This is a genomic window from uncultured Amnibacterium sp. (assembly GCF_964250715.1).
Lineage (GTDB): Bacteria > Actinomycetota > Actinomycetes > Actinomycetales > Microbacteriaceae > Amnibacterium.
This window is the reverse complement of sequence record NZ_CAXUGX010000001.1, coordinates 81,577-103,310: the sequence shown is the minus strand read 5'-3', so window position 1 is coordinate 103,310 and position 21,734 is coordinate 81,577. Positions and strand designations below refer to the sequence as shown.

At 70.6% G+C, this 21,734-nt stretch carries 19 protein-coding genes; 10 read left to right on the top strand and 9 right to left on the bottom strand.

Annotation, left to right across the window (positions count from 1 at the left end; translation table 11 throughout):
* The first annotated feature begins 191 nt into the window (after positions 1–191).
* The 4 genes from ACFE7H_RS00475 to ACFE7H_RS00460 all read left to right on the top strand — a co-directional run bounded on the left by ACFE7H_RS00475 (position 192) and on the right by ACFE7H_RS00460 (position 5,577).
* A complete protein-coding gene (locus ACFE7H_RS00475; RefSeq protein ID WP_375399228.1) occupies positions 192–1,241 on the top strand; it encodes a LacI family DNA-binding transcriptional regulator in 1,050 nt (349 codons plus the stop codon).
* Positions 1,242–1,513: 272 nt separating this feature from the next.
* Entirely contained in the window at positions 1,514–3,037 is a 1,524-nt protein-coding gene (gene mmsA / locus ACFE7H_RS00470) for a multiple monosaccharide ABC transporter ATP-binding protein (protein ID WP_375399227.1), read from the top strand.
* The gene (locus ACFE7H_RS00465; RefSeq protein ID WP_375399226.1) at positions 3,034–4,356 is read left to right on the top strand and encodes a sugar ABC transporter permease; all 1,323 of its coding nucleotides are present in this window, start codon (positions 3,034–3,036) and stop codon (positions 4,354–4,356) included. Before mmsA ends, ACFE7H_RS00465 begins: the two co-directional genes overlap by 4 nt.
* A gap of 81 nt (positions 4,357–4,437) precedes the next feature.
* Complete coding sequence (locus ACFE7H_RS00460) at positions 4,438–5,577, top strand: substrate-binding domain-containing protein (protein WP_375399225.1); 1,140 nt, start codon at positions 4,438–4,440, stop codon at positions 5,575–5,577.
* 108 nt (positions 5,578–5,685) lie between these two features.
* Here ACFE7H_RS00460 and ACFE7H_RS00455 read toward each other — a convergent pair whose 3' ends face one another.
* Positions 5,686–6,675, bottom strand: a complete 990-nt coding sequence (locus tag ACFE7H_RS00455; protein WP_375399224.1) for a hypothetical protein — start codon at positions 6,673–6,675, stop codon at positions 5,686–5,688.
* A 272-nt stretch (positions 6,676–6,947) separates the two neighbouring features.
* Between ACFE7H_RS00455 and ACFE7H_RS00450 the strand changes: the two genes are divergently transcribed.
* The gene (locus ACFE7H_RS00450) at positions 6,948–7,076 is read left to right on the top strand and encodes a hypothetical protein (protein ID WP_375399223.1); all 129 of its coding nucleotides are present in this window, start codon (positions 6,948–6,950) and stop codon (positions 7,074–7,076) included.
* Between the two features lie 39 nt (positions 7,077–7,115).
* Here ACFE7H_RS00450 and ACFE7H_RS00445 read toward each other — a convergent pair whose 3' ends face one another.
* The 5 genes from ACFE7H_RS00445 to metG form a co-directional block, all read right to left on the bottom strand.
* Positions 7,116–8,732 carry an FAD-dependent oxidoreductase gene (locus ACFE7H_RS00445; protein ID WP_375399222.1) on the bottom strand — a complete coding sequence of 539 codons (1,617 nt, stop codon included), beginning with the start codon at positions 8,730–8,732 and terminating at the stop codon, positions 7,116–7,118.
* A 151-nt stretch (positions 8,733–8,883) separates the two neighbouring features.
* Positions 8,884–9,903, bottom strand: coding sequence for a 3-hydroxyacyl-CoA dehydrogenase family protein (locus ACFE7H_RS00440; protein ID WP_375399221.1), 1,020 nt, complete (start codon positions 9,901–9,903; stop codon positions 8,884–8,886).
* Between the two features lie 94 nt (positions 9,904–9,997).
* The gene (locus tag ACFE7H_RS00435) at positions 9,998–10,867 is read right to left on the bottom strand and encodes an SMP-30/gluconolactonase/LRE family protein (RefSeq protein ID WP_375399220.1); all 870 of its coding nucleotides are present in this window, start codon (positions 10,865–10,867) and stop codon (positions 9,998–10,000) included.
* 158 nt (positions 10,868–11,025) lie between these two features.
* Positions 11,026–11,928, bottom strand: a complete 903-nt coding sequence (locus ACFE7H_RS00430; RefSeq protein WP_375399219.1) for a TatD family hydrolase — start codon at positions 11,926–11,928, stop codon at positions 11,026–11,028.
* 62 nt (positions 11,929–11,990) lie between these two features.
* Positions 11,991–13,577 carry a methionine--tRNA ligase gene (gene metG / locus ACFE7H_RS00425; RefSeq protein ID WP_375399218.1) on the bottom strand — a complete coding sequence of 529 codons (1,587 nt, stop codon included), beginning with the start codon at positions 13,575–13,577 and terminating at the stop codon, positions 11,991–11,993.
* 104 nt (positions 13,578–13,681) lie between these two features.
* On the opposite strand from metG, the gene ACFE7H_RS00420 reads away from it, so the two are divergent.
* On the top strand, positions 13,682–14,770 hold the full coding sequence (locus tag ACFE7H_RS00420; protein ID WP_375399217.1) for a hypothetical protein: 1,089 nt from the start codon (positions 13,682–13,684) through the stop codon (positions 14,768–14,770).
* 81 nt (positions 14,771–14,851) lie between these two features.
* Here ACFE7H_RS00420 and ACFE7H_RS00415 read toward each other — a convergent pair whose 3' ends face one another.
* From ACFE7H_RS00415 to rsmI, 3 genes are all read right to left on the bottom strand, one after another.
* On the bottom strand, positions 14,852–15,781 hold the full coding sequence (locus ACFE7H_RS00415; protein WP_375399216.1) for an NADP-dependent oxidoreductase: 930 nt from the start codon (positions 15,779–15,781) through the stop codon (positions 14,852–14,854).
* A gap of 120 nt (positions 15,782–15,901) precedes the next feature.
* On the bottom strand, positions 15,902–16,039 hold the full coding sequence (locus ACFE7H_RS00410; RefSeq protein WP_375399215.1) for a hypothetical protein: 138 nt from the start codon (positions 16,037–16,039) through the stop codon (positions 15,902–15,904).
* Between the two features lie 33 nt (positions 16,040–16,072).
* Entirely contained in the window at positions 16,073–16,894 is an 822-nt protein-coding gene (gene rsmI, locus ACFE7H_RS00405) for a 16S rRNA (cytidine(1402)-2'-O)-methyltransferase (protein WP_375399214.1), read from the bottom strand.
* A gap of 69 nt (positions 16,895–16,963) precedes the next feature.
* On the opposite strand from rsmI, the gene ACFE7H_RS00400 reads away from it, so the two are divergent.
* From ACFE7H_RS00400 to ACFE7H_RS00385, 4 genes are all read left to right on the top strand, one after another.
* A complete protein-coding gene (locus tag ACFE7H_RS00400; RefSeq protein ID WP_375399213.1) occupies positions 16,964–18,682 on the top strand; it encodes a dolichyl-phosphate-mannose--protein mannosyltransferase in 1,719 nt (572 codons plus the stop codon).
* Positions 18,673–19,848 (top strand): MalY/PatB family protein, encoded by a 1,176-nt coding sequence (locus tag ACFE7H_RS00395; protein WP_375399212.1) that lies wholly within the window; start codon positions 18,673–18,675, stop codon positions 19,846–19,848. Before ACFE7H_RS00400 ends, ACFE7H_RS00395 begins: the two co-directional genes overlap by 10 nt.
* Positions 19,849–20,094: 246 nt before the next feature.
* Positions 20,095–21,147: an aldo/keto reductase gene (locus ACFE7H_RS00390; RefSeq protein WP_375399211.1), complete on the top strand. Its 1,053-nt coding sequence runs from the start codon at positions 20,095–20,097 to the stop codon at positions 21,145–21,147.
* 67 nt (positions 21,148–21,214) lie between these two features.
* Positions 21,215–21,649 carry an SRPBCC domain-containing protein gene (locus ACFE7H_RS00385; protein ID WP_375399210.1) on the top strand — a complete coding sequence of 145 codons (435 nt, stop codon included), beginning with the start codon at positions 21,215–21,217 and terminating at the stop codon, positions 21,647–21,649.
* Positions 21,650–21,734 lie beyond the last annotated feature (85 nt).

Genomic DNA, 21,734 nt, shown 5'->3' with positions numbered 1-21,734 from the left:
CCCCACTCCGCGCCGGCGCGGGTTCCGGAGGCACGCGGCACGAGGTGGACGGTACCGCCTCCCACCCGAGGGCCCCCGCGTGCACGGTAGGTGCGCCCTCGCGCAGCAGGTGGAAAGGAGCCGCCCGCCGTCGCCCATAATGAGCACCGATCCCGGGCACGCCGGGCACCGGATGTGAAGGACTGCCGCAGATGGACCCGTCCCCGGTCAAGCCGGCGCGTGCGCCGAGCATCCGGGACGTGGCGCGGGCCGCGGGCGTCTCGCACCAGACCGTGTCGCGGGTGCTGAACAAGTCCGAGAGCATTCGTGACGAGACCCGCGAGAAAGTGCTCGCGGTGATGGCGGAGCTCTCGTACCATCCGAACCGCGCCGCGCGCACGCTGGTCACCAGCCGGTCGAAGACCCTCGGCGTGCTCAGTTCGATCCGCGGACACTACGGTCCGGCGCGCAGTATCCAGGCCATCGAGCAGGCGGCCCGCGAGCGCGGCTACTACGTGACCACAGCATCCGTCGCCTCCCCGGGCAGGCCGGCCATCACCGACGCCCTCGCCCATCTGATGAGCCAGGACATCGAGGGGCTCGTCGTCATCGCTCCGCAGCAACGAGTGTTCGAGGTGATCGCGGATCTGCAGCTGGACGTGCCGCACGTGACCCTGCGCTCCATGCCGGGGTCGCAGAACGCGCTGTCGGTCGACGAGATCAGCGGCGCCCGGCTCGCGACCCGCCACCTGCTCGACCTCGGCCACCGCCACATCCGCCATCTGGCCGGACCGCGGGACTGGATCGAGGCCGAGGCCCGCATGCAGGGCTTCCTGCTGGAGGTCTCCGATCGCGACCTGCCGCTGCTCGCTCCGGTCCTCGGCGACTGGACAGCCGACTTCGGCTATCGAGCGGGCCGCGAGCTGCTGCGGTGGCGCGACGCGACCGCGTTCTTCACCGCGAACGACCAGATGGCGCTCGGCTTGATGCATGCCGCCCTGGAGATGGGACTGCGCGTACCCGAGGACCTGAGCATCGTGGGCTTCGACGACATGCCGGAGGCGGCGCACTTCGCACCGCCGCTGACGACGGTGCGGCAGGACTTCGCCTCGCTCGGCAGGCGCTGCGTGGCCCGCCTGCTCGACGGGGCCAGCGATCCGGTGCACGACGCGCTCGATGCAGAGACGGAACCGGCCGTGGACCTGATCGTCCGCGCGTCGACCGCCCCGCCACGCAGGTCGATCGGGCCGGCCCGCCGGTGAAACGGTTCGTTCGCTAACGAATCGGACACAGTCGCTGGTCACGATCGCGTCGTGGTTGCACTGCGTGCGCACGGAGGTCGTAGTATCTCGTTCGGCATGTGACCGGTCACATGTCCCACACCGACACCGGCGTCGATTCGACCCCCGCCACCGTCGGCGTGCCCGATCAGTGCCTGATCGGGCAGCTTGATCAAGGCAGTGTTGATCAGACACAGGGTTCATAGGGTCGAAGGAACGAGTGCGTGGTGCCGGGTGGACCGATCCTTCTCGAGATGCGCTCGATCACCAAGGAGTTCCCGGGCGTCAAAGCGCTCGCGGACGTCAACCTGAAGGTCGCAGCAGGCGAGATCCACGCGATCTGCGGCGAGAACGGCGCCGGCAAGTCCACCCTGATGAAGGTGCTGTCCGGGGTCTACCCGTTCGGCACCTACGACGGCGACATCGTCTATCAGGCCGAGGTGCAGCACTTCTCGGGCATCAAGCAGTCCGAGGCCGCCGGTATCGCGATCATCCATCAGGAGCTCGCGCTCATCCCCGAGCTGTCCATCACCGAGAACATCTTCCTCGGCAACGAGCCCGCACGATTCGGCATCATCGACTGGACCGGAGCGCAGATGCGCGCCCGCGAGCTGCTCGCCCGGGTCGGGCTCAACGAGAACCCCGACAGCCAGATCAAGTCGCTCGGCGTCGGCAAGCAGCAGCTGGTCGAGATCGCGAAGGCGCTGAACAAGGACGTCAAGCTGCTGATCCTCGACGAGCCGACCGCGGCGTTGAACGAGGCGGAGTCGCAGCACCTGCTCGACCTGATCGTCGGGCTGAAGGGCCGCGGCGTGACCTCGATCATGATCAGCCACAAGCTGAACGAGATCGAGCAGGTCGCCGACAACATCACGATCCTGCGCGACGGCCGCACCATCGAGACGCTCGACGTGTCCGCCGGCGGCGTCGACGAAGACCGGATCATCCGCGGGATGGTCGGCCGGTCGCTCGAGAGCCGGTTCCCCGACCGCGAGCCGCACATCGGCGAGACGTTCTTCGAGGTCCGCGACTGGACCGTGCAGCACCCCGTCGACCCGACCCGACTGGTGGCGAAGCACTCCAACTTCACGGTGCGACGCGGCGAGATCGTCGGCTTCGCCGGGCTGATGGGAGCCGGCCGCACCGAGCTCGCCATGAGCCTGTTCGGGCACTCCTACGGCACGGTGCTCTCGGGCACGGTGCTGAAGGACGGCAAGGAGATCAAGACCAACACCGTCCAGAACGCGATCCGCAACGGCATCGGCTACGTGAGCGAGGACCGCAAGGCGCTGGGACTCAACCTGCTCGACACGATCAAGCGCACCACCGTATCGGCCGATCTGCGCCGCATCTCGCGCGGCGGTGTCGTCGATCAGGCGCAGGAGTACGAGGTCTCCGAGCGGTACCGCAAGCTGCTGCGCACCAAGGCGACGAGCGTGGAGGAGGGCATCTCCAAGTTGTCCGGCGGCAACCAGCAGAAGGTCGTCCTGTCCAAGTGGATGTTCACCGACCCCGACCTGCTGATCCTCGACGAGCCGACCCGGGGCATCGACGTGGGCGCCAAGTTCGAGATCTACGGGATCATCCAGCAGCTCGCGGCACAGGGGAAGGGGATCATCCTCATCTCCTCCGAGCTGCCCGAGCTGCTCGGCATCTCCGACCGGATCTACACGATCTTCGAGGGCACCATCACCGACGAGATCACGGCCGACCGCGCCGATCCGGAGATCCTCATGCGCAGCATGACCGCCAACGTCAAGAAAGTGGGAGCGCGATGAAGACCCTGCAGCGACTGTTCGGCAACGCGAACAGCTCCGGCGCCGGCCAGGCCGGCATGATCATCGCGCTCGTGGCGATCCTGATCATCTTCTCCGCACTCACCGGCGGCCAGACGATCCTGCCGACGAACGTCATCAACGTGTTCCTGGCCTACTCCTACATCCTGATCCTGGCGATCGGAATGGTGCAGGTGATCATCGCCGGCCACATCGACCTGTCCGTCGGCTCGGTGGCGGCCACCACCGGCATCGTCGTGGCGCAGGCCATGGCGGGCGGCGTCCCGGTGCCGCTCGCGATCGTTCTGGGCCTGCTCGTCGGTGCCGCGATCGGCGCCTGGCAGGGCTTCTGGGTGGCCTTCGTACGGGTTCCCGCATTCATCGTCACGCTGGCCGGGCAGCTGATCTTCCGCGGCGTGAACCAGGTGATCGGCAACTCGATCTCGATCCCGGTGCCCGCCGGGTACCAGTTCATCGGCAACGGATTCATTCCGGACTTCGGCCCCTCGACCCCGTTCAGCAACGGCACCGTGATCCTCGGCATCCTCGCGGTGGTCGCGATCGTGGTTCGCGAGGTCCGTGCCCGCCGCCGCCGCGAGCGGATGCAGGCGAACGTGCTGCCCGTGTGGGGCTCGGTCGTCCGGGTCGTCGTGTTCAGCGCCGTGGCGATCGCCGTCACCTACGAGTTCGCCGCGGGCCCCGTCGGGACCAGCGTGCCGATCGTCGCGCTGATCCTCGGCGTCCTCGTGCTGCTCTACGGCTTCCTGACGCAGAACACGATCCTCGGCCGGCAGATCTACGCCGTCGGTGGCAACTCGAACGCTGCCGTGCTGTCGGGCGTCTCGGCACGCCGCATCAACTTCTTCGTGATGTTCAACATGTCGGTGCTCGCCTCGATCGCCGGCATGGTGTTCATCGCCAACGCGACCGCGTCCGGGCCGGCCGACGGCCTGGGCTGGGAGCTCGACGCGATCGCCGCCGTCTTCGTCGGCGGCGCCGCGGTAGCCGGCGGCGTCGGCACTGTGACCGCCTCCATCATCGGCGGACTCGTGCTCGCATTCCTGACGAACGGGCTCTCGCTCGTCGGCACCAACTCGAACATCGTGCAGATCGTCCGCGGCCTGGTACTGCTCGTCGCCGTGGCGTTCGACGTCTACAGCAAGACGCAGGGCCGCCCCTCTCTCACCGGCAGGCTGCTCGGCGGTCTGCGCCGCCCGCCCGGTGACGACACGCCGCGCTCGATCGTCGACCAGCCGACCGTCGGAACGACGGCGACCACCTCCGAAGACCTCGCCGCGTCGGGCTCACGTCCGCCGCAGTGATACCCGGGACGCACCCGTCCCGCCCGCACCACACAACAGGCCGCAACGCATTCGGGCCGCTCCACAACAGAAAGTACACAGATGCAAAAGAAGAAGATCCTCCTCGGGGTCGGCGCGATCGCCCTCTCCGTGGCAATGCTGTCCGGTTGCTCCGCGCGCAGTGGCAGCAGCTCTGGAACCTCCGGTTCCGCAGCGCCGTCCGGCAGCGCATCCGCAGCCGCAGCCATCCCGGCGGGTTCCACAATCGGTGTGGCGCTCCCCGCAAAGACCAGCCAGAACTGGGTGCTCGCCGGTGCCGCCTTCACGAAGGCCATCACGGCCGCCGGCTTCAAGCCCGACGTGCAGTACGCGAACGCCACGAGCCCCGTGCCCGACCAGCAGCAGCAGGTCACGGCCATGACGACCAAGGGCGACAAGGTCATCGTCATCGGTGCGGCGGACGGCAGCCAGCTCGGCTCGCAGGTCGCGGCGGCCAAGAAGGCCGGCATCGTCGTGATCGCCTGGGACCGTCTGCTCACCAACACGCCGAACGTCGACTACTACGTCGCGTTCAACAACTACCACGTGGGTGAGCTGCAGGGTCAGGCGCTGCTCGACGGCCTCGCCAAGTTGAAGGGCACCAAGCCCTGGAACGTCGAGCTGTTCGCCGGCTCACCGGACGACTCCAACGCCGGCATCTTCTTCAAGGGCGCGATGAGCGTGCTGCAGCCGAAGATCGATGACGGCACCCTGAAGGTCGCCTCGGGTCAGACCAAGTTCAACCAGGTCGACACCCAGGGCTGGCTGCCGCAGAACGCGCAGACCCGCATGACGAACCTGCTGACGGCGCACTACTCGAAGACGAAGATCGACGGCGTCCTGTCGCCGAACGACACTCTGGGTCGCGCGATCCTGACGGCCACCAAGGCCGCGGGCAAGCCCAACCCGGTCGTGACCGGTCAGGACTCCGAGACCGCGTCGATCCCGCTCATCATGAACGGCACGCAGTACTCGACCATCTTCAAGAACACGACCGACGAGGCCAACGCCGCCGTCACGCTGATCAAGGAGCTGGCCAGCGGCGCGAAGCCGTCCAACGTGGTCATCGACGCGAAGCAGAACAACAACGGCGTCAAGGTCGTCCCGGCCGTCGAGCTCTCCCCGGTGCTGGTCACCAAGGAGAACGCGGTGGAGGCGTACGCGCCCGACCCGACGCTGGAGGCACTCGCGAAGAAGGGCTGACCCGCCCAGAAGCGCAGCATCTCCACAGGACGCCGCCTCGACGCACACCGCGTCGGGGCGGCGTTCGTTCTGTCAGGACTGCGTTCGTTCTCAGGACTGCGTTCGTTCTCAGTACTGGCTGAGGTCGACCTCGAGCAGGTAGTCCACATCCTCGGGCACCTGGATCGTGATCGAGGTGGGAATCAGCAGGTGCGCCGGAACGAACGACGACGTGATCAGGGCACCCGAGCAATTTGCACCGCTGCTGCGCCCGATCCGGGAGCGGTCACCCTCGGGGGTATCGGTCGTGAGAGTCCAGGAGTAGGCGGCCGGCTTGGCGCACGTGAGCAGCACGCTCACGTTGCCCGGCCCGCCCCCTCCGTCGATTCCGAGCAGCGACACGACTGCGGGGCCGCGGCCGCGGTGATCCACGGCGATGCTGTCCGTGCGGATCGCGCCGGTCAGCGATGTGCGGTGCGCGAAGAGATAGTCGCCGATGGTGTGCGTGCTGCCGGGTGCGAAGAGCGCGGCCAGGTCCTGCCGGTCGCTGCGGCGCTGAGCCGCGGAGCCGACGAAGGCGAGCGGTGCCGAGCCGACGACCCCCGGCGGTAGCGGCGACAGGCGCGGAACGGGCGAGGCGGAGCCGGTCGGGGCGTCCGCCGACCGGGGCAGCAGGACCAGGGCAACGCCGACCGCGACGACGAGGCCGGCCACCACCACTCCCCAGGTCGATCCGCGGCGCCGACCGCCGGTTCGGTCCGGCGCGATCGGGAGCGGGTCCGGCTGCTCGGCATCCGGAAGCGGCCTCGAACGAGCGAGGGCCGTCCGCAGCGCATCGGCCGCCTGCTGCGCGTCGGCCTGCACCCGGGCCGACGCTTGATCGAAGTGCTTCCGCTCCGCCGCGGTGACGTCGGGCCGGTACAGGCGCTCGCGCAGCGGTGCCAGCTGCGCCGACGGTGACGGCACACCCGACGGGCCGATCGACGACGGGTGGAATAGCCAGGCGAGCGCATCACGAGGATCGTGCGGTCCGCGATACGCGGCGGTGAAGTCGGCCAGGAGCGTCGCGTCCGGCAGCCGGCCGTCGTGGGCGAGCAGGTCTGCGTCGGCCTCGGGCACACCCCTCCTCGTCATCAGATCGCGAGTCCGTCTGGATCGCGGACCGCGTCTGGCTCTGCCACCGCCCCGCCACCCCGCTGCAACCTCGCTGCGGCCGTCGAGGACCATTCTCCGCGCACAGAGCTAGGAGCGGCGCGGTCGGGTTGACCGGGACGGCGCCGGCTGCCACGCGGCGGTCGCCGACCGCGGGCGTGGACCGGGGTCGCGGACCGGCTGAACGGTGATGGGTTCCGCGTGGTCGCGTACGACCGCCGCGGGTACGGCGAGACCCCGTGGACGGAAGGGTCGACCTTCAGCGACCTTGTGCCGCCGGCAACCTCGACGAGCTGGCGCGGCTGCAGACGCACTTCTGGCTGGACGGCCCGACGCAGCCGGAGCTGATCCGCGACGCGATCGCCTGAAGCGCCTGCTGGCGCCTGAGGCAGAACCCCGGCCCCGCTCTACGCCCCAGCGGGCTGGCGGAGCAGCTCCTCCTCCAACTCCAGTACCCGGCGGTCCTGGCCGACGCCCGCGATCGCTGTCACGCGGCCCTGCTCGGTGAAGCGGACGACGGCGCTCTTCTCGGCCGTCGATCCTTCCACCTCGGCGTCCTCCACGGACTCCGCGTGGCCGGCCATGCGCAGGCTGGTGCTGTAGTGCTTGCTCCAGAAGAACGGCGGCTCCGTCAGGGGCTCCTGGCCGCCCAGCAGGTTGATCGCGGCAAGCGCCCCGGCGCGCTCGGCCTGCGCCCAGTGCTCCACGCGGATCAGGCGTCCGGTCACGGGGTCGGGGAAGCGGGCGATGTCGCCGGCGGCGAACACCCCGCGCACGGTCGTCTCGCCGTATGCGTCGACCACCACGCCGTCGGTCACCGGCAGCCCCGCGGCTTCGGCCAGCTCGGTGTTCGGTGAGACGCCCAGGCCGACCACGATCAGGTCGCCGTGGACCGTGCCGCCGTCCTCCAGTTCGAGCACAGCCCCGTCCCACGACGCGGGCGAGCCGGTGACGAATTCGACGCCCTGCTCCTCGTGCAGCGACTTGACGAGGCCCGCCAGGTCGGCGCCCAGCTGACGGGCGAGGGGCAGTTCGGAGCGGCTGACCACGGTCACCGCCACCTTTCGGGTGCGCATGGCTGCGGCGACCTCCAGGCCGATGAAGCCGGAGCCGACCACGATCACCCGCTTCGCCCCCGACCCCGCCGCCTCCGATGCCACGGACTGCGCTGCCGCGATGATCGCCTGCGCGTCCTGCTGACCGCGCAGCACGAAGGCGTCATCGCGATCGAAGCCCGGCAACTCAGGCCGGGCCGGGGTGGCACCGGTCGCGAGCACGAGGGCGTCGTAGCCGACCTCGGCGCCGGAGTCGAGGGTGACGATGCGCTCCGCGGTGTCGATCGCGGTGGCGTGCACGCCGATCCGGGCGTCCACGTCGTGGGCGGCGTACCAGTCGTCGGGCAGCAGCGGCAGCTTGCTCGCCTCCGCGCTGCCGTCCAGGTACCCCTTGGAGAGCAGGGTGCGGTCGATGGGCAGGTGCGGCTCGCCGCTGACCAGCGTGATCGCACCCGTGTACGCGGCCCGACGCAGGCGCTCCACGGTCGCGAAGCCCGCGGCGCCCCCGCCGACCACGACGACGCGCTCGACGCCTCGCAGGTTCTCGACCCGCTCCGGTGTGCCCGGCAGCGGTCCTGACTCCGCCGTTCCGGAGTCGGCCGCCTCCCGCAGGGCCGGCTCGTCCTCGGGCGCCGCGTCGCGCACGTGCACCGTGTCACCGTCGATGTCCGCCTGCCAGCGCTTCAGCGGCTTGTACGCCGGAGCGACCGTGGCCTCGCCGGTGCGCAGGTCGAAGCAGGCGTGGTGGAAGGGGCAGTGCACGGTGTCGCCGGTGCGGATGCCGGTGGGCAGCTTCGCTCCGGAGTGGGTGCAGATCGCGTCGAGGGCGCTGACGTGCTCGCGGCCCGTGGCGTCGGTCCAGCGGGCGAGCATCAGCTGCGCACCGTCCAACTGGGCAGCCAGCGTGCCGTCCGCGGGGATGTCCGCCAGCGCGACTCCGGCGCTCAGGTCGATCGGCTCGTCCGCCATGGTCGCTCCTTCATCTGTTCGAGCACTCGGGTCGGGCTCTCGGGTCGGGCACTCGGGTCGGGCACTCGGGCCGGGCACTCGGGCCGGGCACTCGGGTGGGGCGCCTCTCGGTCTACCACGAGGCGGCTGCAGGTCGTTCGGGCGCTCGGCCTCAGAGCGGAGCGGGGCCCAGCTCGGCCAGCAGCTTGGACATCGCCACGTAGGCGCGATTGCGGTACGCGACCAGTTCGGGCGTGCGCTCGGGGCCGACGCCGTAGAAGCCGCCGCCGGACTTGGTGCCGTACTCCCCCGCATCCACGTGCTGCTGCAGGATGGCCGGCGTCGCGAACCGCTCCGGGAAGTCCGTCTGCATGGAGGCGTACCCGAGGGCGTAGACGTCGAGCCCGGCCATGTCGGCGATCGCGAACGGACCGAAGAACGGCAGCCGGAAGCCGAAGGTCGTGCGCACGACGGTGTCGATGTCCTGCGGGGTGGCGACGCCCTCGTCCACCAGTTGGGTCGCCTCGCTGAACAGGGCGTACTGCAGCCGGTTCAGGACGAACCCGGTGACGTCCTTGACGCGGGCGGACTCCTTGCCGGTCGCTGCGACGACGGCCTCGGCCACCTCGATCGCGTGCGGGTCGGTGGCGTCGTGGGCGATGATCTCGACCCCCGGGATGAACGGCGCCGGATTGCTGAAGTGCACGCCCAGGAACCGGCCCGGATTCTCGACCACCGACGCGAGGGAGCCGATCAGGATCGTCGAGGTGTTGCTGCCGATGATGGCGTCGGGTTTCGCCGCGGCACTGATACGGCGCAGCGTCTCGCGCTTGATCTCGGTGCGCTCCGGCACCGCCTCCTCGATGAAGTCGGCGTCGGCGACCGCCGCCTCGATCGACTCCGCTGCCGTCATGTTGGCCCGGATCGTCTCGGTCGCACCGGCAGGGAACAGGCCGTCGGTCACGAACTGGTCCGACTCGGCGATCAGGCGCTCCAGGTTGCTGCGCGCGATCTCGGCGGACACGTCGGCGATCAGGACGGACGCGCCCGAGAGCGCGAGCCGCTGGGCGATGCCGCCGCCCATGTAACCGGAGCCGACCACCGCGGTCTTGCGGGGTGCGGCGGGGTGGGGTGCGGGTGAGAGAGGTGGGGTAGGGCGGGCGGAGGAATCGGAGTTGTCGTCGGTGACCATGCGTCCAGTGTGCCCGTCGCCGGGTGTTCACGGTCTGCGAACATGCGTGAGATCGGCCCGCAGGCCCGCCGATCGACGCGGGCTCGACGCGACCTCACCCCGCGTAGGTGTGCAGGGGTGCGCCCCGCACACCCGGGTCGACCGTGAAGACGGCACCGGCGTCGGGCTCCGCGTCGGGCTCGAGACCTTCGAGTGACGTGGTGATGAACAGGGCGTCCAGGTCGGGGCCGCCGAATGCGCACGCGGTGATATGGCTGGCCGGCACCTGCACGACGTCCTGCAGCACGCCCGCGGTGTCGTAGTGGTGTACCGCGCTGCCGCCGTAGAGCGCGACCCACAGGCCGTCGTCCGCGTCGATCGCCAGCCCGTCGGGATTGCCGTCCAGCGAATCCGGCAGCGACACGAACGGTCGCCGGTTGCTGAACGCGCCGTCGCCGGGATCGACGTCGAACGCGTCGATCCGCCGAGTGGGCGTGTCGACGTAGAAGGCGGTGCGACCGTCGGCGCTCCACTGCAGGCCGTTGGAGATGGTCACGTCCGTCAGCACCGGCCGCACCGAGTGGTCCGCGTCCAGGCGGAAGAGCGTGCCTGCACCCTGGGTCTGGTCGTAGGCCATCGCGCCGCAGAGGAAGCGTCCGAGCGGGTCGCATCCGCCCTCGTTCATGCGCAGCGTCGGGTCGTCGAACACGGTGATCGCATCGCCGACCGGGTGCAGGTGCTCGTCCAAGAATCGGAACCCGCGCTCGACGCCGACAACGAATCCGCCGCTTGCCCGGCTGCGGATCACCGCGGCGATGCGATCGACGGGGTGACGCGTCGTCGATCGGTCGGCGTGCACCTGCACGACGGCTCCGGCGAGCATGTCGACGAGCAGCAGGCGGCCGCCCACCGGATCCCAGAACGGCCCCTCGCCGTGGAAGGTGCAGACATCCGTCAGCCGGGTCGCGGTGCGCGTCGTTACCACGCCCAGCAGTCTGGCGTTCCCCGCTTGGACACCCGCCGAGCGCCGGAGCACAACAACAGGTCCACGTCCCGACAGCAGGTCCGCCGTCGACCGGGAACCTGCTCAAGGGACCCTGTCCTGCTATCGCGCTCGTGCCTGGGGGCGGATGAGGGCTCGGGTTACTCGGTGCCGTCGCCGCGGGGCGGGGCGGACTGGGTCGGCGCCTCCGCGTCCCACGAGCCGTAGACGGCCTCGGTGTTGGAGGTGATGGTCGCGGCGAGCATCGAAGCGTCCGTGCCCAGCACGTCCGCCATGAAGCGCAGGGTGTGCGGGATCAGATAGGGGGCGTTCGGCCGGCCGCGGACGGGCATCGGCGCCAGGTAGGGCGCGTCGGTCTCCACGAGCACCCGCTGCTGGGGCAGCACGACGAGGGCGTCCCGGAGGCTCTGGGCGTTCTTGAAGGTGATGGTGCCGGCGAAGGAGCAGTACCAGCCGTGCTGCGCGGCCAGACGCGCCAGCTCGGGGTCGCCGGAGAAGCAGTGGAAGACCGTGCGCTCCGGCGCCCCGACCCGCAGCAGCGTGGCGACCACGTCGTCGTGCGCGTCGCGGTCGTGGATCTGCAGGGCCAGGCCGCGCCGCTTCGCGATCGCGATGTGCGCCTCGAACGACTCGATCTGAGCGGGGCGCCCCGTCTCGTCGGTGCGGAAGTAGTCGAGGCCGGTCTCGCCGATCGCCCGCACGCGGGGCCTGCCAGCCAGTTCGTCGATCTCGGCGAGCGCCGCATCCAGCTCGCCGGACGCGGCGAGCGCCGGCACCTCGTTCGGATGCAGCGCCACCGCGGCGAGCATCCGCGGCTCCGCTGCCGCCGCCTCGGCCGACCAGCGGCTGGACGCGAGGTCGGTACCGACCTGCACGACGCCCCGGACGCCGACCGACGACGCGCGGTCGAGCTGCTCGCGCCAGTCCAGCCCCTGGCCGTCGAGTCCGAAACCGGCGGCGGAGGAGGGATCGAGGTGCGTGTGGTTGTCGTAGACGGGCACGCGCAGCGCCTGCGGCAGGGGTGGGTAGGAGAGGTCAGGCATCGGCGAGGTCAGACATCGGCACAGTCAGACATCCGCACGGTCAGGCATCGGCGCCGGCACGCTCAGGCACTGAGCACGTCGGCCTCGATGCGCGGGAAGAGCGGCGCGAGCGTCCCCACGTGAGTGCCGGCCGGCAGCTGGCCCCACTGCCCGGCCTGCCGGATCGGCTGGTCGGTCAGCGATCCGAGCGCCGCCTGCGCGCCGAGCGCCTCCCACAACCGTGCGGTCGCCTCGGGCAGCACCGGCGAGAGCAGCACGGCGAGCGCGCGCAGTCCCTCCGCCGCCGTCGCGAGCACGGCGTCGAGCCGTGCCGCGGAGTCGGGCTGCTTGGCGAGCGTCCATGGCTCCTCCAGCGTCAGATAGCCGTTCAACTCCTCCACGATGCGCCAGATCGCGGCGATCGCCTCGTGCGGCGCCATCCGATCGATCGCCGCATCGGCGTGGGCCGCTGCATCGCGCACCACCGCCTGCACGCCCAGGTCGCGCTCGCTCGACTCGGTCGCCTCCGGTACCAGACCCTCCCGGTACCGCCCGATCATCGCGATCACCCGGGACGCCAGGTTGCCGAACCCGTTCGCCAGCTCGGCCTGGTACCGCGCGGCCAGGTCCTCCCACGAGAAGGTGCCGTCCTGCCCGAAGGGGATGGCGCGCATGAAGTAGTACCGGAAGGCATCGGACCCGAACACGTCGGTGATCTCGTTCGGCGCGATGCCGGTCAGCTTGGACTTGGACATCTTCTCGCCGCCCACCAGCAGCCAGCCGTGCGCGAAGACCTGCCGCGGCACCTCCAGCCCGGCGGCCATCAGCATCGCCGGCCAGATGACCGCGTGGAAGCGCAGGATGTCCTTGCCCACCAGGTGCACGGCGGGCCAGCGGCGCTGCAGCGTCTCCGGGTCGGAGTCGTATCCCACGGCGGTGATGTAGTTGAGCAGCGCGTCGAACCACACGTAGACCACGTGCCGCTCGTCCCACGGCACGGGCACGCCCCAGTCGAAGCTGGAACGCGAGATGGAGAGGTCCTCCAACCCCCGCCGCACGAACTGCACCACCTCGTTTCGGGCGGACTCCGGCTGGACGAAGTCGGGCCGCTCCTCGTACAACTTCAGCAGCGCGTCGGTGAACTGGCTCATCCGGAAGAAGTAGTTGCGCTCGGCGAGCAGTTCGACGGGGATGGAGTGGATGGCGCAGACCAGCTGGCCGTCGTACTGGCCGGTGCCGGGCAGCAGCTCGTTCGGCTGCTTGTACTCCTCGCAGCCGACGCAGTAGTAGCCCTGGTAGTCGCCGGCCTCGATGAAGCCGGCGTCGTACAGCTTCTGCACGAACGCGGCGACACCCGACTCGTGTCGCTGCTGGGTGGTGCGGATGAAGTCGTCGTTCGCCACGTCGAGCGTGTCGAGCAGCGGCAGCCACGCCTCCGTGACCAGCCGGTCGGCCCATTCCCGCGGCCCCATGTCGTTGGCCGTGGCGGTGCGCAGCATCTTCTGGCCGTGCTCGTCGGTGCCCGTCAGCAGCCAGGTGTCGTCGCCGGCCTGCCGGTGCCAGCGCGCCAGGACGTCGGCGGCCACCTCGGTGTAGCCGTGGCCGATGTGGGGCACGTCGGAGGGATAGAAGATCGGCGTGGTGATGAAGAACGACCGGCCTTCGGGCATCCGTCGATCGTACCGGCGCGCCGGAGGACGCCGCGGTTCGATGACGACCGGCGTTCGATCGGCGTTCGACCGGCGTTCTCAAGCCCTCACTAGCCTCCGCGCTCGTGATGTCAGGAGCCCTGCCTACTCCGCCGGCCCCGCCGCTCCGCACCCGCAACGTCGTGCTGATGATGGTGGACGGCGTGCGGTGGCAGGAGGTGTTCCGGGGCGCCGACCCGCGCCTGTTGGCGGGCGTGCCGGAGGCGGACGTACCGGAGGCGGGCATGCCGGGCGAGGACGAGCAGGAGCAGGTGCGGCGTGCGTTCGGCGGCGTGACGCCCGCGGCGAGACGCGAGGCGCTGCTGCCGTTCCTGTGGTCGGTCGTGGCCCGGCAGGGCACGGTGCTCGGCAACCACGACCTCGGCTCCCGCTGCGCCGTGACCAACGGGCGCAACCTCTCCTATCCGGGCTACAGCGAGACGCTGTGCGGCTTCGTGGGCCCGGCGATCGTGGACAACGAGCACGGACCCAACCCGAACGTGACGGTGTTCGAGTGGCTCGCACGGCAGCCCGACTGGCGGCGGGGCGAGATCGGCGTGTTCGGCGCCTGGGACGGCATCGGAGAGGTGTTCCACGAGGGCCGCGCGCCATTCGCGGTGAACGTCGGGTACGACCCGCTGACGGAGGGGCGGACGACGAGCGGGATCGCGCTGCTGAACCGGTTGAAGGCGGAGTTGCCGCGGGGCTGGGCGGACGAGCCGTACGACCCGCTCACGTTCCGTACAGCCCTGGAGTGGATCGCGGCGAACGGGCCGCGGCTCACCTTCCTGGGCTTGGGCGAGCCCGACGAATGGGCGCACCACGGCGACTACGGCCGCTACCTGCAGTCGACCCGCCGGTGGGACGCGGCCGTCGGCGAACTCTGGGCGATACTGCAACTGCTGCCGCAGTACCGGGACACCACCACGCTGATCCTGACCTGCGACCACGGGCGCGGCGACGGGCCGCGGTGGACCGATCATGGGACGGACACGCCCGGCTCCGAGGCGACGTGGCTGGCATTCCTCGGCCCGGACACGCCGGCGGCCGGCGAGGCGGCGGATGAGCAGGCGACCAACGACGGCATCGCGGCGACGATCGCACGGCTGCTGGGGTACGACTACTGCGCTGCCGAACCGCGGGCAGGTGCGCCGATCGACGCCGCCTTCGGCTGACCTTCTGCCCAGATCCGCGCGATCTGCCCATGCGCGCGCACTGACAGATCGCTCATATCCGGTCAGACGCCGGACCTCGCTCTAGGGCTGGGAGACCTCCAGCACCATCTTGCCCAGGCCGTGCCGCTGCTCCAACTGCTGGTACGCCTCCGCCACCGCGTCGAGGGGGAATCGGCCCTTGATCGGCTGCTCCAGATCGCCGGTCGCCAGCAGGCCCGCCAGCTCGGTGAGCGCGGCGGCGGGGTGCTCGACGGTCGCTTGGCCGTCGGCGGCGACGCCGGTGCGCTCTGCGGCCTCGAAGTCGATGATCGTGTCGATGCGGTCCTTCGGCACCCCGAGGCCCAGCGCCAGGTCGACGTAGCCGTGACCGTACGTGTCGAGCATCCCGTCGACGCCGTCCGGGGCCAGCGCGACGATCGAATCCGCCATGTCGTCGCCGTACGCGAGCGGCAGCGCGCCCCACACCCGCAGCTGCTCGTGGTGCGCGGCGCTCGCGATGGCGATGACGGTGGCGCCGGTCCGCACGGCCAGCTGGGTGGCCAGGGTGCCGACGCCGCCCGCGGCACCCGTGACCACGACCGTCTCACCGGCGACCGGCTTCACCGCGGCGATCATCGCCACGGCCGTCAGGCCGGCGACCCCGAGCGATCCGGCCACCGCCCAGCCCAGCCCGTCGGGCTTCGGCACCACCCGGTCGGCCGGCACGACGGCGAACTCCGCCTGCGCATTGCGCCCGTCCGAGACGGCGAGCACGGCGTCGCCCACCGCCACGCCCGTCACGCCCGGTCCGACGGCCTCGACGACGCCGGCCAGGTCGCTGCCCTCGCCCTCCGGGAACACGGCGGGGAACATCTGCTGCATCGCGCCGGAGCGGATCCCGGCCTCGCCCGGGTTCAGCCCGGCGACGACCACCCGCACCAGCACCTCGCCCTCACCGGGCGACGGCGTCTCGACCTCGACGACCTGCAGCACGTCCGTGCCGCCGTACTCCGTGAACCGCACCGCGCGCATCCGCCGACCCTCCTGAAGCCCGTCATCGATCGTCGCCGATCCTCATCGACCGGGGTCGAGTGTGCGCGAGCGCCCCTGGGCGTCCGCCGCTGGCGTCGGTGTCGGATCTCCAGCAGTGTCCTACCCCCAGCCGAGGTCGGCCTTGACCTGTGCCCAGGGGATGCTGGGCCCCTCCTCCGCCATCGCCTCATCGAAGGCAACGTCGTCGGCGTCGTCAAGCGCCTCGCGGATCCGCTCGTGCTCTCCCGGAATCATCACGATGCGACTCTGGCAGGACCAGGACCGCGGCGGTCAGCGGTGCTTGGCCGCGAGCGCCGCCTCGTAGAGGTCGTGCTTGGCGAGACCCGTCGCCTCGGCCACTTCGGCCGCCGCCTGCTTCATCCCTGTGCCCGTGGCCAGCAGGCGTTGCACCGCCGCGAGGCCGTCCTCGAGCGACGCGACCGACGCCGGCGCCCCTTCGACCAGCACGACGATCTCGCCGCGCACACCGCCGGCCGCCCACTCCGCCAACTCGGCCGCCGAGCCGCGCCGCACCTCCTCGTACAGCTTGGTCAGCTCGCGGCAGACGACCACGCGGCGCTGCGGATCGAACGCCTCGGCCATCGCCTGCAACAGGGCAGCCAGCCGATTCGGGGACTCGAACAGCACCGTCGTGCGCGGCTCGCGCGCCACGGCGGCCAGATACCGCATGCGATCGCCCGCCCGGCGCGGCGCGAACCCGTCGAAGACGAACCGGTCGGTGGGCAGGCCCGAGACTGCCAGAGCCGTGAGTACTGCGGAGGGGCCGGGCACCGAGCTGACCGTGACGCCCGCGTCGACGCAGGCGCGGACCAGCGCGTAGCCGGGATCGGACACCGTCGGCATGCCCGCATCGGTCACCAGCACGAGGTCGCCGTCGGCGGCGAGGTGCACCAGCTCGGCGGCGCGACCCCGCTCCGTCTGCTCGTTCACGATCACGAGCCGGGGGCGGTTGAGGATGTGCAGGCCGGCGAGCAGGCGGTGCGCGACCCGGGTGTCCTCCGCTGCGAGCACCGTCGCGGCCTCCAGCGTCGCGAGCAGCCGTGCGCTCGCATCGCCCAGGTTGCCGATCGGGGTGCCGGCGAGGATCAACACGGGAGGCATCCTCGCAGCCGGGCGAGCAGTCGCGCGGGCGGCGCCGGAGGTCGACCTTAGGCTGGCGCGGTGGCTCCAGCCGCCCAGCCCAGCACCTCGGCGCCCGCCTCCGGGACCGCGGTCCTCGGCGTGCGCCGGCGCGCCCGCCCGCGGGTGCGTCGCCGTGTGCGGGTTCCGGGCGGCTCGGGCCGGCATGCGGCGCCGACGAACGGTTCGCTGCGGTGGGCCGGACCCCTCGGCGTGCTCGTCGTGGCGGCACTGGCCCGCTTCTGGTCGCTCGGCGCGCCCGGCACCCTGAACTTCGACGAGACCTACTACGTCAAGGACGCCTGGAGCCTGGTGCACCTGGGCTACGAAGGCAGCTGGCTGGCAGCCGATGCGAACGCGCTGTTCCAGTCCGGACAGGTGAACGGGTTCTCCGCCTCCGCCGAGTATGTGGCGCATCCGCCGCTCGGCAAATGGATCATCGGCCTGGGCGAACTCGCGGCCGGCGGCGCGCAGAACTCGGCCGGCTGGCGGCTGTCCGTCGCGATCGTCGGCGTGCTGGCGGTCGCCCTGCTGATGGTCGTGGCGCACCGCCTGTTCCGGAATGCCCTGGTCACCACCGTCGCCGGCGGGCTGTTCGCGATCGACACGCAGGCGATCGTCATGTCCCGGGTGTCGCTGCTCGACAACATGGTCATGTTCTTCGCGCTGGCGGCCTTCGCCTGCCTGATCGAGGACCGCTTCTGGGTGGAACGCCGGTTCGGCCGCTGGCTGATGGACCACGACGGAGACGCCGGCGGCTGGGGCCCGACCATGCTGTGGCGGCCGTGGCTGCTGGGCGTCGGCGTGCTGACCGGGCTCTGCACCGGCGTGAAGTGGTCCGGCCTCTACTTTCTGGCGGCGTTCGTGCTCTACAGCATCGCGTCGGACATGATGCTGCGCCGCCGGGCCGGCATCCGCTTCTGGTACAGCGCGACGCTGCTGAAGCAGGCCTGGGCGACCGTGCTCGTGACGATCCCCGTCGCCGTGGTCGCCTATCTCGTGTGCTGGACCGGCTGGTTCGTCACGAACGGCGGGTGGGATCGCCACGCCGTCGAGGACGGCGCAACGGCCAGATTCACCGGTCTGCTGGCCTGGGTCCCACTGCCGCTGCAGAACCTGTGGGCCTGGCACGCGAGTATCTACGCCTTCCATATCGGGCTCGACAGCCCGCACAACTACTCCGCACCCGCGATCCTCTGGCCGCTGATCGCCCGGCCGACCTCCATTTACTCCGACGGCGCCTCGGTCGCCGGCGGGCACGGCTGCCAGTACGGCAGCTGCATCGCAGCGATCCTGGACATCCCCAATCCACTGCTCTGGTACGCGGGGATCGCCGCGACCATCTACCTGATCGTGCGGTTCGTCCGGCGGCGGGAGTGGCAGGGCGGCATCATCCTGCTCGGCTACGTGGGCGGCTACCTGCCGTGGCTGCTGTACCCGAAGCGCACGATCTTCTTCTTCTACTCGATCGCCTTCGAGCCGTACCTGATCCTCTGCCTGGCCGCCACGATCGGGTTGATGGTGGTGCGGCCGCCCGCCTCCGACCTGGCCGGCGAGGCTGCGTTCGGTGAAGCTGCGTTCGGCGAAAGAGAGATAGTGGTGGCGGAGCGGAATCACGGTCTGCGGGTGCGTCGCGGCATCGTCACGGGGCTGCTGGCCGCCATCGTGTTGGTGAGCGTCTTCTTCTACCCACTGACGAACGGCATGCAGACGCCGTACTGGTTCTGGCACATCCACATGTGGTCGACGACATGGATCTGAGCGCACTGCACGCGTCCTTCGACGCGATCACGCGCGAGCAGCTCGTCGCAGCCGGCAGCGCCAAGTGGACCGCGTTCCCCGACGCGATCGGCGCTTTCGTCGCCGAGATGGACTTCGGGCTCGCCCCGGCAGTGCGGGAGTCGCTCGTGCAGGCGGTGGACCGGGGCGCGACCGGCTACCTGCCGAGGGCGCTCACGGGGGAACTGGCCGCTGCGACGACCGCCTGGTACGCCGACCGGTACGGGGTGGGTGTGGATCCCGCGCGCGTGCACCCGCTGCCGGACGTGCTGGCGGGCGCCGAGCTGGCCATCCGGCACTTCTCCGCGCCGGGCGCGCCCGTGATCGTGCCCACGCCCGCGTACATGCCGTTCCTCACCCTGCCCGGCGCGCTCGGCCGCGAGGTGATCCAGGTCCCGTGCACCGTGCGCGACGGGCGTTCGGAGCTGGACCTCAACGCCCTGGCGGCCGCGTTCGCCGCGGGCGGCGACCTGGTACTGCTCTGCAACCCGTGGAACCCGATCGGCCGGGTGCTGACCCGCGACGAACTGCTGGCGCTGTCAGCGGTGGTGGAGGCGCACGGCGGTCGGGTGTTCGCCGACGAGATCCACGCGCCGCTCGTCTACGGCGAGACGCGGCACGTGCCCTACGCCTCCGTCTCCCCCGAGGCTGCGCGGCACACGGTGACCGCGACGAGTGTCTCGAAGGCCTTCAACCTGCCCGGGCTGAAATGCGCGCAACTGATCCTGCACAACGACGAGGACCAGGCCCGCTTCGAGCAGATCGGCATGTGGTCGACGCACGGGGCCAGCACGCCGGGTGTGCTCAGCAACATCGCGGCGTACCGCGAGGGCGGCGAGTGGCTGGACGGGGTGCTGCAGTACCTCGACGGCAACCGGCGCACGCTGCGCGACCGGCTTGCCGACCTGCTGCCCCAGGTGTCGATGCTGCCGATCGAGGGCACGTACATCGCGTGGCTGGACGTGCGGGCGCTCGGCCTGAGCGAACCCGCGGCGGACTTCTTCCTGCGCGAGGCCGGGGTGGCCATGACCGACGGCGCCGCGTGCGGCGAGGCGGGCGAGGGCCACGTGCGCTTCGTCTTCGCCACGCCCCGGCCGATCCTGATCGACGCGGTGCAGCGGATGGCCGACGCGGTCCGCCGCCGCTGAGCGCCGCCGACCGAGCCGGTTCCGGTTCGGCTCCTCCTCCACGACCACCCTCCCCAACTACGGAGATCCCGCGCAACTACGGAGATCCTGGGCGACACGCCGTATTCGGGGCCGGATCCTCCGTACTTGTGTACTCGGCTCCGTAGTTGGGACGGAACTCCGTAGGTGGGGTGGGCTCCGTAGTCGGGGTGGGCCTCCATAGTCGGGGACTGCTCACCCCCAGGACCGCGGATCTAGGGTCGAACCATGCAGTATCGGCAACTGGGCCGCTCCGGCCTCCGCGTATCCACGATCACCCTCGGCACCATGGGATTCGGCGGTGAGGGCTGGGCCAAGCCGGTCGGCAGCATCGACGTGGACGGCGCACGGCGGCAGATCGATCTGGCCCGCGCAGCCGGGGTCAACCTCTTCGACACCGCCGACGTCTACTCCGCCGGCCGCTCGGAGGAGATCCTGGGCAAGGCGCTCGGCGTCGACCGCGACGACGTGCTGATTGCGACCAAGGTGCGCATGCCGATGGGCGACGGGCCGAACGACGCCGGGCTCTCGCGCCACCACATCATCCGCGGGGCAGAGGACAGCCTGCGGCGCCTCGGCACCGACCACATCGACCTGTACCAGGTGCACGAGTGGGACGGCCAGACGCCGCTCGACGAGACGCTCGGGGCGCTCGACGACCTGGTCCGCTCCGGCAAGGTGCGGTACGTCGGCGCCTCCAACTACGCCGGCTGGCAGCTGGTGAAGGCGCTCTGGACCGCGGAGCGCGAGCACCTGCCGCGTTTCGTCAGCCAGCAGATCTATTACTCGCTGCAGTCGCGGGACGCGGAGAGCGAGCTGGTGCCGGTGTCCATCGACCAGGGCCTCGGCATCCTGGTCTGGAGTCCGCTGGCCGGCGGCCTGCTGACCGGCAAGTACCGCCGCGGGCAGGACGCACCGGAGGGAACGCGCCGCTTCGAGGGCTGGAACGAGCCGCCCGTCAACGACGAGGACCGCCTGTACAACACGATCGATGTGCTCGTCGAGATCGCGGAGTCGCACGGCGTCTCGGCCGCGCAGGTGTCGCTGGCATACACGATCGCGAAGCCGGCCGTCACCTCGGTGATCGTCGGCGCGCGCACGGAGCAGCAGCTGGCCGACAACCTCGCCGCCGCCGATCTCGAACTGACCGCCGACGAGCTGGCCCGCCTGGACGCGGTCAGCGTGGAGCCGCTGCGCTACCCCCACTGGCACCAGGCGAACACCGCCGCCGACCGACTCGGCCCCGCCGACACAGCCCTGCTCGGCCCGCACCTCGGCTGACCGCACCGCACCGCATCGCACTCGATCGCACGGCACCTGACTGCACCGGACGGACGGAGCCACGACCATGACCGACGGCATCACCATCACCCGCGTGTTCGATGCTCCGCGGAATGTCGTCTGGGCGGCCTGGACGGCTCCGGAGCAGTTCTCCGTCTGGTTCGGCACGGCGGCCGTCGACGTCCCGCTGGCCACCATCGTCATGGACGTGCGGGTCGGCGGCGCCTGGTCGGCCGTGATGCACCTGCCGGACGGGCAGCGGATCGACTGGACCGGCGAGTACATCGAGGTGCAGACGCCGCAGCGGCTGGCCTTCACGATGACCGACGACCCGGCGAACCCGGCGCGGGAGCCCGTCACCGTGGACCTCGCCGAGGTCGACGGTGGGACCCGGATGACGATGACCCAGCGCGGCGGCAACTTGACCGACGAGCAGTACAGGCAGGCCGAAGCCGGCTGGAACGGCTTCTTCGACGAGATGGCGGGCCTGCTCGCCGCCTGAGCGAGCGCGACAGCAGGACACGGTCTCGTCAGCAGGCTCCCCGTCGACGGTGGACCTGCTGTCGGGACCTGGTCCTGCTCAAGTG

Coding starts and splice junctions, on each gene's coding strand:
- ACFE7H_RS00430 (WP_375399219.1), bottom strand. CDS start 11,928: ATGCCTGACCTCTCCTACCCACCCCTGCCGCAGGCGCTGCGCGTGCCC.
- ACFE7H_RS00395 (WP_375399212.1), top strand. CDS start 18,673: ATGGATCTGAGCGCACTGCACGCGTCCTTCGACGCGATCACGCGCGAG.
- mmsA (WP_375399227.1), top strand. CDS start 1,514: ATGCGCTCGATCACCAAGGAGTTCCCGGGCGTCAAAGCGCTCGCGGAC.
- ACFE7H_RS00460 (WP_375399225.1), top strand. CDS start 4,438: ATGCAAAAGAAGAAGATCCTCCTCGGGGTCGGCGCGATCGCCCTCTCC.
- ACFE7H_RS00385 (WP_375399210.1), top strand. CDS start 21,215: ATGACCGACGGCATCACCATCACCCGCGTGTTCGATGCTCCGCGGAAT.
- ACFE7H_RS00390 (WP_375399211.1), top strand. CDS start 20,095: ATGCAGTATCGGCAACTGGGCCGCTCCGGCCTCCGCGTATCCACGATC.
- ACFE7H_RS00445 (WP_375399222.1), bottom strand. CDS start 8,732: ATGGCGGACGAGCCGATCGACCTGAGCGCCGGAGTCGCGCTGGCGGAC.
- ACFE7H_RS00475 (WP_375399228.1), top strand. CDS start 192: ATGGACCCGTCCCCGGTCAAGCCGGCGCGTGCGCCGAGCATCCGGGAC.
- metG (WP_375399218.1), bottom strand. CDS start 13,577: ATGCCCGAAGGCCGGTCGTTCTTCATCACCACGCCGATCTTCTATCCC.
- ACFE7H_RS00415 (WP_375399216.1), bottom strand. CDS start 15,781: ATGCGCGCGGTGCGGTTCACGGAGTACGGCGGCACGGACGTGCTGCAG.
- ACFE7H_RS00465 (WP_375399226.1), top strand. CDS start 3,034: ATGAAGACCCTGCAGCGACTGTTCGGCAACGCGAACAGCTCCGGCGCC.
- ACFE7H_RS00440 (WP_375399221.1), bottom strand. CDS start 9,903: ATGGTCACCGACGACAACTCCGATTCCTCCGCCCGCCCTACCCCACCT.